Source organism: Candidatus Absconditicoccus praedator (assembly GCF_021057185.1).
Taxonomy (GTDB): Bacteria; Patescibacteriota; Gracilibacteria; order Absconditabacterales; family Absconditicoccaceae; genus Absconditicoccus; species Absconditicoccus praedator.
Window position 1 is genome coordinate 1,021,045 of the sequence record NZ_CP054059.1, and the last position, 13,073, is coordinate 1,034,117.

The 13,073-nt window shown below is 26.7% G+C and carries 13 protein-coding genes; 9 read left to right on the forward strand and 4 right to left on the reverse strand.

The annotated features are described in order from the left end of the window. Positions 1-57 precede the first annotated feature (57 nt). The 6 genes from HLG78_RS04910 (at position 58) to HLG78_RS04935 (ending at position 6,280) form a co-directional block, all read left to right on the forward strand. Positions 58-1,017, forward strand: coding sequence for an RluA family pseudouridine synthase (locus tag HLG78_RS04910; protein ID WP_231177762.1), 960 nt, complete (start codon positions 58-60; stop codon positions 1,015-1,017). Beyond that, the gene (locus HLG78_RS04915; RefSeq protein ID WP_231177765.1) at positions 1,007-1,987 is read left to right on the forward strand and encodes a hypothetical protein; all 981 of its coding nucleotides are present in this window, start codon (positions 1,007-1,009) and stop codon (positions 1,985-1,987) included. The genes HLG78_RS04910 and HLG78_RS04915 overlap by 11 nt, the downstream gene beginning before the upstream one ends. A gap of 163 nt (positions 1,988-2,150) precedes the next feature. Beyond that, positions 2,151-3,332 carry an IS4 family transposase gene (locus HLG78_RS04920; protein WP_231176183.1) on the forward strand — a complete coding sequence of 394 codons (1,182 nt, stop codon included), beginning with the start codon at positions 2,151-2,153 and terminating at the stop codon, positions 3,330-3,332. 258 nt (positions 3,333-3,590) lie between these two features. Then, on the forward strand, positions 3,591-4,202 hold the full coding sequence (locus HLG78_RS04925; RefSeq protein ID WP_231177768.1) for a hypothetical protein: 612 nt from the start codon (positions 3,591-3,593) through the stop codon (positions 4,200-4,202). A gap of 145 nt (positions 4,203-4,347) precedes the next feature. Beyond that, positions 4,348-5,409 (forward strand): hypothetical protein, encoded by a 1,062-nt coding sequence (locus tag HLG78_RS04930; protein WP_231177772.1) that lies wholly within the window; start codon positions 4,348-4,350, stop codon positions 5,407-5,409. A 124-nt stretch (positions 5,410-5,533) separates the two neighbouring features. Continuing rightward, positions 5,534-6,280, forward strand: a complete 747-nt coding sequence (locus HLG78_RS04935) for a Type 1 glutamine amidotransferase-like domain-containing protein (RefSeq protein ID WP_231177775.1) — start codon at positions 5,534-5,536, stop codon at positions 6,278-6,280. Positions 6,281-6,318: 38 nt separating this feature from the next. On the opposite strand, the gene HLG78_RS04940 is transcribed toward HLG78_RS04935, so the two are convergent. Together HLG78_RS04940 and HLG78_RS04945 are read right to left on the reverse strand one after the other, a co-directional pair. Further along, entirely contained in the window at positions 6,319-6,666 is a 348-nt protein-coding gene (locus HLG78_RS04940; protein WP_231177778.1) for a hypothetical protein, read from the reverse strand. A gap of 16 nt (positions 6,667-6,682) precedes the next feature. Then, entirely contained in the window at positions 6,683-7,486 is an 804-nt protein-coding gene (locus tag HLG78_RS04945; protein WP_231177781.1) for a tetratricopeptide repeat protein, read from the reverse strand. A gap of 158 nt (positions 7,487-7,644) precedes the next feature. Here HLG78_RS04945 and HLG78_RS04950 point away from each other — a divergent pair, with 158 nt between their 5' ends. From HLG78_RS04950 to HLG78_RS04960, 3 genes are all read left to right on the forward strand, one after another. Beyond that, positions 7,645-7,983: a YraN family protein gene (locus HLG78_RS04950; RefSeq protein WP_231177784.1), complete on the forward strand. Its 339-nt coding sequence runs from the start codon at positions 7,645-7,647 to the stop codon at positions 7,981-7,983. A 110-nt stretch (positions 7,984-8,093) separates the two neighbouring features. After that, the gene (locus HLG78_RS04955; protein WP_231177787.1) at positions 8,094-9,389 is read left to right on the forward strand and encodes a S41 family peptidase; all 1,296 of its coding nucleotides are present in this window, start codon (positions 8,094-8,096) and stop codon (positions 9,387-9,389) included. Positions 9,390-9,406: 17 nt separating this feature from the next. After that, on the forward strand, positions 9,407-10,426 hold the full coding sequence (locus tag HLG78_RS04960; RefSeq protein WP_231177790.1) for a DNA methyltransferase: 1,020 nt from the start codon (positions 9,407-9,409) through the stop codon (positions 10,424-10,426). A 2-nt stretch (positions 10,427-10,428) separates the two neighbouring features. Here the strand turns inward: HLG78_RS04960 and rlmN are convergent, their stop codons facing one another. Next, a complete protein-coding gene (gene rlmN, locus HLG78_RS04965; protein ID WP_231177793.1) occupies positions 10,429-11,508 on the reverse strand; it encodes a dual-specificity RNA methyltransferase RlmN in 1,080 nt (359 codons plus the stop codon). Between the two features lie 49 nt (positions 11,509-11,557). Then, on the reverse strand, positions 11,558-13,045 hold the full coding sequence (gene dnaA, locus HLG78_RS04970) for a chromosomal replication initiator protein DnaA (RefSeq protein ID WP_231177797.1): 1,488 nt from the start codon (positions 13,043-13,045) through the stop codon (positions 11,558-11,560). Positions 13,046-13,073: the final 28 nt, after the last annotated feature.

Genomic DNA, 13,073 nt, shown 5'->3' on the forward strand with positions numbered 1-13,073 from the left:
GTTGAAAAAAACTAAGTTTTATTTATAAAAAAACATATTTAAAAAACTTATCAAACCATGAAAATAACCATAACAAGTGAAGAAGCTTGACAAAGATTTGATAGATTTCTTAGAAAATATCTTAAAAATTATGATATTACTCTTTCACAAATTTTTCAACTTATTAGAAAATGAAAAACAAAAGTAAACAACCAAAAAAAACCAAACAACTACAAAATAAATATTTGAGATCAAATATATATTCATCCAGAAATCAAAAAACTCAATCAAACAAAGCAAGAAAAAGTTAAAAACATAAATCAAACTTATATAAAACAATTAATCATATACGAGGATATTAATTGGATTTTTTTCAACAAACCAGCCAAAACACCTACCCAATCTTGAACAAAACAAGAAAACAAAATCACCATGATAGACATTCTAAGAAGATACACAACATCAAAAAGCAAAACTTTTTCACCTATGTTTTGATTTAGATTGGATATAGACACCACAGGAATAATTGTAGCAGCCAAAAATTATAATGCACTCAAATACTTAAATCATATCATCAAACAAAGACAAACAGACAAAAAATATATTGCTATACTAAGTTGACATTTGGATGAAAAAATTACAGTCAAAAAAAACCTGTATAGAAAATACGACAAAAAAGTTTGAAAAGATCTAAGTTTTCCTGATGACAACTGAGATTATGCCAAAAGCATATTTGAACCAATCCAAAATCAACAAATTTACTGAGAAAACATCACATTGGCTAAAGTAAAAATCATAACTTGAAGAATGCACCAAATAAGAGCTCATGCAAAATATATTTGAACACCTATAATTTGAGACTTATTATACTGAGAACAAGCTACAAATAATCTGTTCCTAAAAAAACTTGGTATCAATAGACAACTTTTGCATTGTTATAAATATTCATTTTATGACAAATTCCAGGGCAAACAAATATCCATAAAATCCAACTATCCAAAAGACTTCGAAAAACTTTTTAAAACTTATGAAGAGTAATATTATGCCAAACCCGATACTTCTTGAATCATACAACAAAATCAGTGAAGACAACAAACTTATTAGATTGGCAACTGTTACTACTATAATTTATTCTATAATTTTTGTTGTTTATGTGATTTACCAATTGTATTATATAGTTTCTGAATGAGCTGCTCAAGCAGAAACTATGGACATAGCTTTTGAATATATACAATTTTTTATGGACAACATCCAGTTTGCATGAGTTATAGTAACATTAATAATCACTCTGGCTGTATGATACTTTCTATTGCCTCCCATAGCAGATTGAGCACTAATATCATATCTGAACAATCCTGAAAAATGATGAAAATCTTCTATATGAAAATGATTATTGAATTTTTTCCCTATGTTTGAATACAACAGTATGATGAGTGTGGTAAACTATTTGATTTTTTTCATCGCTGTTACTAGGTTGTGGGACATGGGCATATTAGAAAACACATTTGTACAAGTTGTAATTCTAATATGGGCTTTTATAATATTTTTTTCAACTATTTTTTTTCACTATTCAAAATTTCTAATAATTATCGAATGATACTGACCGGTTGATGCTATCAAAAAAAGTATAGCATTAACACTTGAAAATTTTGGTATCACTCTAAAGTTTGTACTTATGAACTATTTTTTATATATAAGATTCCTACTTAATATTGTAATAATAGTGATAATTCCATGGATTTTTATTTGGATATTTTATACATTATGAATTGATGATATCCAAATCATACAGTATTCTATGTATATTATCTTTTGAATTCTTATATTACTCACAGCATATATCAACTGAATCATAGAAGCTTTTTTTACTACTTATTGGTATAAAGTATACAAAACAATTACAAAGAATGAAGATAGCCAAGACAAAGACTCAAAGGAGACAAGCAAAGATGAAGATACCATTACACAACAAAACACAAACACACAAGATAATGAAGAAAATATCTAGTTTTGTATATTATTTTGAAAATTAGCAAAATCATTATAATAAACCTCCCCTTCAAACTTCCAATGAATACTTTAGGGGGTGACCCTAGTCTTGTCCGAAACATTGATTTTATTATAAAAAAAGCTATAAGTATAGCATTTAAAATAATAAAATATATTTAAATATGGAAGGAATTAATGTAAAACAGATATTAGAAATAATACCTGATGAATTTATAGAAAAATTAGAAAAAAACTGTAATATAAATCATCAAGTTAAAAAAATGAGTTGAAAGGTAATGTTTAAACTGTTATTAATGTGAATATTAGATTGAGATAATTTAACACAAAGAACATTAGCATCAATATATAACAGTCCTGAATTTACTCAATATGCAGATAAATGAGAACAACAAACAAGACATACAACTATAAGTGATAGACTTATAAACATGGATTATAAATTCTTTGAGAAATTGTTTGAAGAAATAAGTAAAAAGTTTGAAAAAGTATTAAAAATATGAGCAACAAAAATGAAGGTGGTGCTAAAGAGATTTGATTCTACATTAGTTTGAATATCAGAAAAACTACTTAAGTTTTGAATAAAAGCATGAAGTCCAGATGAAAGACATATAAAATTTACAGTCTGATTAAAGTGATTGTTGCCAAATAAAGTTTCAGTTTATGAAGAGCAAAAAGCAAGTAGTGAAGATGTAGCATTATGAGAAACTATTTTACAAGAGACAACATCTAAAAATCAAATATTATTATTTGATAGATGAGTTCAAAAAAGAGAAACTTATTCAAAGCTAATAGATAAAAATACAAATTTTGTAAGTAGATTAAGACAAAATACTAAGTATCAAGTTATAAGACAAAATAAAGAAGTAGAATGAATAAAAGTATGAAATTTAGTGTTAGAATGTGATGAAATAGTAAAATTATATTGAAAATGATGAGATATATTAGAAAAAGAATTAAGATTAATAAAAGCAATAAATCAAAAAAATGAAGTATTTTTATTTATAACAAATATGTATAATTTCACAGCAGAAGAAATAACAGAATTTTATGCAAGGAGATGGGATATAGAAGTATTTTTTAGATTTATAAAACAAGAATTTTGATTTAGTCATTTTGTATCAAGATCAAAGAATTGAATAATGAATATGCTATATATGACACTAATAACATCAATACTTGTAATAGTATATAAATCAAAAAACAGTATAAAATCCTACAAAGAAGCTAAAAGAAGATTTATTGCTGAATTAGATGAATTAATTTTAATTGAGCTAGCAATAGCAATCTGAGGAGATGTTGATCTTCTTAAAAAGAAATATTTAAATTATTATAAATACTCTTAATAAGGTTTCGGACAAGACTGGGGTAGCCCCTCCAAAAGATTGTAACAAAAGGGATGGAGTACCCCCACTCCTAAAGATTGTAACAAAAGGGATGGAGTATTCTACTCTTACGGTTTGTTACCAAAAGGATGGAGTAAAGCACTATTTTTGTAACAATCTTTGAGAGGTTTTCTTGAAATATTTTTTTTGATGTTGTATAATAATTAATAACTACTTTTTGATAAAATATATTTATTTTATCTCATAAACAAAAACAAAATGTCCAAACTTCCTACAAAACTACAAACAAAAAAAGAGGATACAGAAACCCTGATAAATCTTCTACAAGACCAAAAAGATAATTATTGAGATGAACAACTAATATTCCAAGCTCAACCTGATTTGATAGATCAACTACAGTATATGAAAAATGAAATTCTCAAATGAGCAGAAGATTTGGATATCAAAGAGTCTGAAACTGATACTAGTAGACAAGAGCTTTGGAAAACACTAATTGATTTTGTTAACAGATTAAAAAACTATTATAAAATCACCACAGAAAATTCAGAACTTCCCGAATGGATGTATTTCAAACCTCAAACAAATGAAACAGGCAAGGAGTTCCTCCAAAATTTTTTTGACAAAATAGAAGAGGAGTTGTCCCAAGATTTCAGGGATTGATTTGATGAGATTTCAAACATTAGCATACAGGAAGCCAAGGATAGTTTTGAAGACTGGGAAAAACAACAAAAATGAAAAGACTGGGATATGTATATAGAAAAAAGAAGAAATCTATCAAGATTGAACAATTATATCAAAATGGCTTTGATGATGACTGGTATGACCAGATTTGAGATAAGAGCTTATTTGTATGATGAGGAGGAGTGATAGGTTTGATTAACTCAAAACATTACTTGCATTTTTTGGAAAATAAATTATAAAATATTCATCTATTTTTGTTGGAAAACTGATTAACTTCAAGTTTTTATGATGATAATATGGTTTAGGATTTTTAACTATAATTAGTATACAAAAAATGAGTAAAAACTTAGAGAACAATACAAACAATACAAATGCTACTATAAAACAAAGATTATCTAATGTACCAAAAAAAGTTTCAGAAAAACTATCTTGTATTTTAGATCCAGTTAAATCTAGAACATTGAGTAAAAGAAATACATGAGAAGCTTTGACCAAAGAAGAGTATAATAAAGTTTTGGAAGAAAATTTATGATTTGAAGGGTTTTGTATAAATATAAACTCTATGGAAGATGATTTTGAAAAATCCGGTAATAAATCTGAAAAACTACTAAGAAATAGGGATTTTTCATGAGCAATATTTGATTTAACTGAAAAAGAAGCTGTTGAATACAGATTTGAGAAATGTAGCTTTAAAAATGCTTACTTTAAAAATATAGATTTATATAATATAAGTTTTGTAGATTGTTTCCTTGATGATATAACTATTGAAAATATTTCTGTAAAAGATAGTTGTACTTTATCTAATTGTAGTGTAACTTATATTCATAGACCATTTGATGATTCTGGTATAAATGATTTTTTCTCTGAAAGATCTTCTATTGTTGTGAATAACGAAACAGCTAAGTCGTGAAGTTGTTCTCCTAGTTATAAATTTGAATTAATGGACTCTATTGGTCCTAAAGCAAATAAAATATGAATCATAGTAGTTTATGATAAAGATAAAAAAGAAAAAAAACAACTAAAAGTATTGTTTAGAAAAACAAGAGAACTATTGTCGGTTATCTTTTTGGAAAATTATCAGGTTTGAAGCAAATTTCTACAACAGAATATGATATATACTTTTGATAATATTAGACAGAAGGGTAAATCAAATAATGATATTAGTAAAGATTCAATTAGAGAAAAAAATTATCTAAGGTATGATTTATTGAGTCAGTTGGAATCTCCTAAAAATAATCATTTTCCACAGGATGAAAATGGACACTTGGTTATAGATGCTACTAACTGAATTTATAAGTCTGAGTTAGTATTTAAGCTGGTAAGACCGGTTTTCACAGAGTCTGAGTCATTCAAAGAAAATTTTGAACAAGAACTTGAAAACCTTAATTATAGATAAAATATTTTGCCTGGCTTTATTTCAAATCAAAATTAATTAAACTATGTTATAACAAAGTTTGAATAGATTAGATCAAGAAGTTATTTGGAAAATTCTTCTAAATTTATTCCATAAAAATCTCAAAATGTGAAAAATAGTAGCTATCGGAGGATGAGAAATCAAAAACCACGAAACACTTACTTTTGACAAAAGAGTAGTAGAGCTAACCAATAAAACAAACCCCAAAGCACTGTTTATCCCAACTGCAAGCAAGGAAGCTACTTGATATATAGAAACCTTCAAGAATATTTACTGACACCATCTTGGCTGTAATCCAGATGTTTTGTATCTTTTGAGTAAAAAACCTGATTTTGAAGAGATTAAAGAAAAAATTTTATGAAGTGATCTTATTTATGTTTGATGAGGAAACACCTTGAAAATGATGAAAAAGTGGCGCAAACTTTGAGTTGATAAGCTTTTAGAACAAGCTCATCAGAATTGAACAGTCCTTTCCGGCCTAAGTGCTGGTAGTATATGCTGGTTTGAAGCAGGACACAGTGATTCAATGTCTTTTAAATCAGAAGATAACCGAAAATATATCAAAGTAAGATGACTTGGTTTGCTTAAATGAATACATTGTCCTCATTTTTCCAACCAAGAAAGAATAAAAGATTTCGAAGAATTCATAAAAAAATACAAAGATATTTGAATAGCCATATCAGATAACTGTGCTATAGAATTTATAGACAACAAATTCAAAGTTTTATCAGATAGTGAAGAAAACAAAGCTTATAAAGTATTTTACAACAAAAAACAAAAACAAGTAATTAAAAAAGAAATACCTAAATTCAGGGAATTTATAGATATTTCTTTTTTGTATGATAATAATTAATAATTTTTTGTGTACAAATTAAATTTTCTGATATAATCTTACTGATTTTCACTGTTTTGTGTGTCTTGATGGTCGTTGTTTGTTTCTGATTCAGTATCAGTTGGTTCTTCTTCTTGTTCAGGCTGATCCAAATCCAGTTCTTCATCTTGATCTATATCTACTTCACCATCTATTTCTCCTGGGTCTAAATCATCTATTTCTAATTCTTCTCATGGTTCAAACTCTATTTCTTCTCATGGTTCAAACTCTATTTCTTGTTGTTCTTGAGGTTGTTGAGAATCATCAAAAAGATATATTAATCAAGATCACAACAATCAAAATATCAATATCATTATAGTAAATGCTATAAATATTATAAGTATTTTATTTTTTTTCTTTCTTGCCATTTTGTAATATTAAGTTTTAAATTTGATTTACTTTGCTTTTTGCAAGTTCATTTGTCTGGTCTGATTCAAGTACTTTGAAGTAATATTTTTTAGCCTCATTTTTGTCTCCAATTTCTTCCAAAAGACTTGCAATAGCCAAAAGATAATTTATGTTGTGAGGTCTTAGCTTTACAGCATTTTCCATATAATTAATAGACTCTTCTATATCATCAAGACTGTACATTATTTCTGCCATACTTACATGATATTTGGGATTGTCATTTTTCAAAAGAATTGCTTTGTTTATTAGTAGTTTTGCAGTTTGGAAGTCTTCTTTTTCAAAATAAATTTGTCATACTTGCCAGATAGCTTTGTGGTCGTTTGCATCTTTTTCCAAAACTTTTTTCAATAATGGTAATGCTTTTTTGTTGTTTCCTAGGGAAAAATATAGATCCGATAACATTTTTAGCAAATCAATATTTTCATTATCATAAGAAAGTCATTCAATTAATTTTTGCTCATAACTTTCAATTTGTCATTTTTCTTTTAGAAATTTTGCTTGATAAATGATTCTTTCTATTTTTTTGTTGAGTAGTTCTTGATTTTCTTTTTTGGTGTTCGGGTCTTGGGTGGATTCTTGTGAAGTGTTCTTTTGTTGATTGGACTTTTCGATAATTTCTTTTTTTATATTTTCCAAATTTTTTTTGTACTCGAATTTTTGATAAATATTTTTGATTATATGATATGCTGATAGTATATACTTCTTGACTAATAGAAAAACAGGTACAGATAATACTATAAAAGTCAAAATCAGCCAAAGTTTAATTTCCAGTTCAAGCATAAAAAAAATTATTTTCTAAATCATCACAAATATATATTGATTTTTTGGATAAATTCAATAAGAAAATTATAAAACTAAAAACTGTTCAAAAGCTTTAATATATCATTTTTATTGGTTTAAGAATTAATAATATTTTTATATCAACAGTATGTAATAAAATGCAAAACAGATCCGTATGATATGAATGAGAGCAAGTAGCAAAAAATCATTATGAGAATGATTGATATTTGCTTGTTGATCAAAATTTTGCTACCAATACATGAGAAATAGATTTGATTTTACAAAAAAATAATACTTTGGTTTTTGTAGAAGTAAAAATTGTTGACTGAATAGATGATTTGCATGATTATATAACTAAAAAAAAGTTGAAATATCTAGAAAAAACTATACAATATTACTTGCAAAAGCACTATCATCAGGGAGAAATAAGAATTGATGTAGTGTTTGTGAAAAAATGAAAAGTGTTTGAAGTGTATGAGTGAGTTGAATTAAATTAAATTAAAAGTTATATTATAGTTTAAAATTTGAATTTTATACAGAAAAATTGTATATATAAAAATATATATACATTCAACATCAATACAATTTAAATTTAAAAAATTAAAAAATGGAAAAAACTAAAAAAATTATACTATTTTTTATGTGAATAATATTTTGATGAGGTATAACATTTTTATGATATTCTTATTATCTTGATAATCATTTGTCTTCGTATACAGATACAACAGTAAGAGTTGATAGTACTAGTTTGGTACAAGATATAAAAGATAAATTCTCATCTATAGGTTGAACTTCTCAAGAAACTCTAGAAAATGAAAATGATAGATTTGATAAAATATATCAAGTATGGTCTATATTGGAGTCAGAGTATTATCGTAGTGATGAATTAGATTTTGAAGATATGTTTGATTCTGCATTGAGAAGTTTTGTAGAAGAAACTTGAGATCCTTATAATAACTATTTATCTTCTGAAGAAAATCAGTCTTTCCAAGAATGACTAGAATGAAATCAAGATTTTGAATGAATATGAGCAGTAGTTACAAAAAGAGATAATTGAGTTATGATAGAAGAGTTGATGCCTGAGTCGCCTGCTTCAAGTGCATGATTACTGCCAATGGATATTATATTGGAGGTGGATTGAGAATCTACTTCAGACTTGTCTTTATCAGAAGCAGTAGAAAAAATTCGTTGAGAAGAATGAACAAAAGTAGAATTAAAAATATCTAGAGAAGAAGATTGAGAAAGAGAGACTTTTACAGTTGAGGTTGAAAGAGCCGAAGTGAATGTTCCATCAGTAAGGTGAGAAAAAAAAGATCTGAACTGAAACACAGCTTGATATATTCAAATATCTATCTTTTGAGAAGATACTCAGGAGGCTTTGAGTAATGTTATACAGGATTTACAAGAAGAAACTCTTGATTGAATAATACTTGATTTGAGGTGAAATTGATGAGGATTTTTGCCTATGGCAGTAGAAATAGCATCATATTTCTTGCCGGAGTGAGATACTATAGTAACTACAGATTATACTATTCAGCCTTGAGATGAGTACAACTCTAGTTGATATCATCAGTTGCAAGACAAACCTGTAGTTATACTGGTAGATCAAATTTCGGCTTCAGCTTCAGAAATTATAGCAGCTGCCCTAAGAGAAAATTTGGATTCACAAATAGTTTGAGAAAAAACTTTTTGAAAATGATCAATACAAACTCTTCATGATTTCCAAGATTGATCATCACTTAAATATACTATGTGAAAGCGATTTACACCTTCTTGAGAAACAGTAGAATGAGAATGATTAGAGCCAGATCATAAAGTAGAATTTGATACCGATAAATATGAAACTGAAAATGTTGATAATCAACTTGAAAAAGCAAAAGAAGTGCTTAAAGAATTATTTTAATAACATTTAATTGGATTATGTATTTTGTGGTAACCTGAAAAAATTCATATTTATCATCAAAAGAGCTAAAATTATTCTGATTTGATTCTTTCAAAAGAATATCAAAAAATATCCTTTTGATTGACAGCTACAATCCAGATGATTTAGATAAGCTTTGATGAGTGATAAAATACTGAAAAATAATTAGTTTTGATCAAATTAAAAATTATCTAAACAATAAAGATATTATCTGAACCAATAGTAAAACCTTTTGATTGAAGCTAAAAAAAACATTTTGAATCAAAAAGTTCAAATTAATACAACCAGAAAATACAGATCTTGAGGTCAAAAATCATTGAAAAGAATTTTTGTTTTTTGAAGATAAAGTTTTGTTGGTAGAATGATATCAAAAAATTGATTTGTATGAAACAATAGATTATCAAAAACCATCAAGATGAATGAAAGTTTGAATGATGCCTTCAAAACTGGCTCATATAATGATCAATTTGTGTACGTGATCAGCTACTTGACAAGTTGAAACTATATATGACCCTTTTGTGTGATTTTGAACAACTTGATTTGTGGCAAATTATTTTTGATATAACTTTTTGTGATCTGATATAAATACAACTCCAGCAAAGCAGAACTTATCTTTTTGGAAACAAACAGATTATTATAAAAATATGCAATTTACTTTGTTCAAAAACGATGTTAAAACTCCATTTGAAAAAAAATTTTTAAATAATGTGGATTGTATAGTTACAGAATGATGGCTTTGACCAGTAATAAATAATAATACTACTCAAAAAATGCTAACCAAAAATCACGAAGATATCTACAATCTTTATAATGCTTTTTTGCAAAATATATCAAAATTTTATGATAATATATGCATGGTTTTTTGTTTTCCTATTTATTCAAAAATGACAAATTATTGATTTTGAGTTTTAAACAAGTTAGAAAAATGAAATATGGAGTTTGACTTTGAAAAATTGTGAAAACCATATAAAAGAGATGGCCAACTTGTATGAAGGCAGATTATATTGGCAAAAAAATAATTTTATTTAGAAACTTTGTCCCATCAAAGTTGTCCACATGCTCATTTTTCTTTTCTTCAAAGACTATTTCTTAATGTACTGGTAATTCAATTTCTTTCCAAGACTTTTTTGAAATTTTCTATTTTTTCTGGATTTGGTTCTTGATAATTTGGTGTAAGAGGATTTTCATTAAATGGTATAAGGTTTACATGACAGTTTTTTGATTTTAGAAGTTTTGAAAGTTGGATAGCATGGTTTTCCGAATCATTTAAATTTTTAATAAGAATATACTCGTGAAATATTCTGGTTTTTGTTTTGTTTTCATACCAATCCAAAGTTTTCATAAGGTCTTGTAGGGGATACTTCTGGCTAACAGGCATCATTTTTTTCCTTAATTCTTGATTTGGTGCATGCAAACTAATTGCTAGCATAACTTCTAAATTGTCCTCAACTAGCTTTTCTATTTGTGGAATAAGTCAAGAAGTAGAAATTGTTATATGTCTTTTGCTAAGTGATAAGTAATTTTGTTCAAGCATAAAAAAGAGGGAGTTTTTCAGATTTTCATAGTTTAATAAAGGTTCTCACATACCCATAAAAACAATGTTTCTTACTTTATGTAATGTTCAGTCTTCTTTTTTTCAAAGTTTATTTTTGATTATATTGTTGGCAACCAGTACTTGACTTAAGATCTCTTCTGTAGTAAGATTACCTGCAAATCCAAGTTTTCAAGTAATACAAAAATCACATCATATAGGGCATCATTTTTGTGTAGAAACACATAGTGTTATTCTATTTAGTTTTTTTTGGTCTCAATTATAATGATAGTGATATAAAATCACAGTTTCGATTATATTGTTGTCTTTTGTGGTAAATGAAATTTTTGTGCTTTCTTCTCAATCAATTTGTTCTTTTAGAGTTAGTGAACTAATATAAAAACTGTTATTTAATTGTTCTCTTAACTCCTTGGATAGGGTCGTCATATCCTCAAAATTTATATTGCTGTTTTTGAATATTTCTTGCTTGATTTGTTTTATTCTAAAAGGTTGTAGCTTTTTTGTTTTTCTAAAATTTTCCAACTGTTCCAAATTGAGTATCCACTCCATTAAAAATCTTTATTTTTCTAAAATTATTATGTGGTTTTCCAAGTTTATACTACTTGAAATCTTGTATTATATTTTGATAATCATTGTATGCTTGTTTATTGTTTTTTAGTAATTTTTTAAAATTGTTTATAGCATAAATTACTGTTGCATGATTTTTTCAACCAAAATAATCTCATATTTTTTCAAGTGTCCATCAAAAATGTTCTTTTGCAATATACATAAGCATTTGTCTTGCCATACTAACTTCTTTTTTTCTACTTTCTCATTTTATATCAAATATTCATATATCATAATAATTTGATACATATTCTACTATTTTTCAAAAGCTTTTGGTGTTTTTGGTATTTTTGTTTTCTGCATTTATTATGTTTACTTGTTGTTGCTCTGATTTGTCTATATTGTATCACAATGTTTGTAATGCTTCAAATATATCTTTTTCTCATATCTCTTGTTCTAACAAATTTTTTCTTGTCATTATTAAGTTTATTGCTCATTCAATTTCTCTAATATTGTCTTGTATGTTTTTTGCAAGAGTTTCACAAAGGCTTTGATCAAGTTGTTCTCATTTTTCCCTAAGCTTAGAATGTATTATAGCCAGTCTAGTTTCAAAGTCAGGTTTTTTAACATCTGTCACAAGTCAAAGTGCAAATCTGCTTTTCAATCTTGCTTCCAGCAGATCAAGTTCTTTTGGTGGACGGTCAGAAGATATTATGATCTGTTTTTGATTTATATGAAAATCATTAAATATATTATGGAAAATTTCTTGAGTTTTTTCTTTGTTTGCTAAGAACTGAATATCATCAATGATAAGAACATCCACTTGTTCAAGTTTTTTCATCAAGTTGGAGAGAGTATTTTTTCTTATTGCCTCTACTATCTCATCAATAAGCTTTGTGCTTGGTAAATATACAATTGTTTTTTCGTTTTGAGTTTTCATTATATAGTTTCAGATAGCCTGCAGTAAGTGAGTTTTACCAAGTCATACATCTCAATATATAAAGAAAGGATTGTAAACTTTTCAGGGTGATTCTGATATTTTTTTGCTTGCAGAATATGCCAACTGATTGCTTCATCAAACTACAAAATTTTCAAATTTGTATCTTTGATCAAAAAGTATTCCAAAGAAATTTTTTAATTTTTCTTTTGTTTTTTTATCAATATTTTCTGGTGGAGTGTTTTTTTTGTTGTTGGTTCCCAAAATTTTTTGTATATTGATTTGTAGCTTATGTTTTCAGCTTTGAAATTTACTATAAACTGCAATTTTTATTTTGAATCAGTCACTATAAACTTCTTGTATACTTGCTTCAAGCTCTTTTTTAAAAAATTTTTTTACTTGTGATTGAATAAATTCATTTGGCACTCATATATATATTTCTTTTGTTTTTTCTTCAATACTCAAAATTCAGCATTTTCAAAGAAAAGAATATATTTTTTTGGGATCTTCTCTTGTTGATATATTTTTAATAGTTTTTTCCCGTAGGTTTTTAAGAAATTCTACTTTTTGAGTATCATAGTTTTCTACTGTATCAACAAGCATTTAATTGCAGTTATTTTTTAAAATTTTA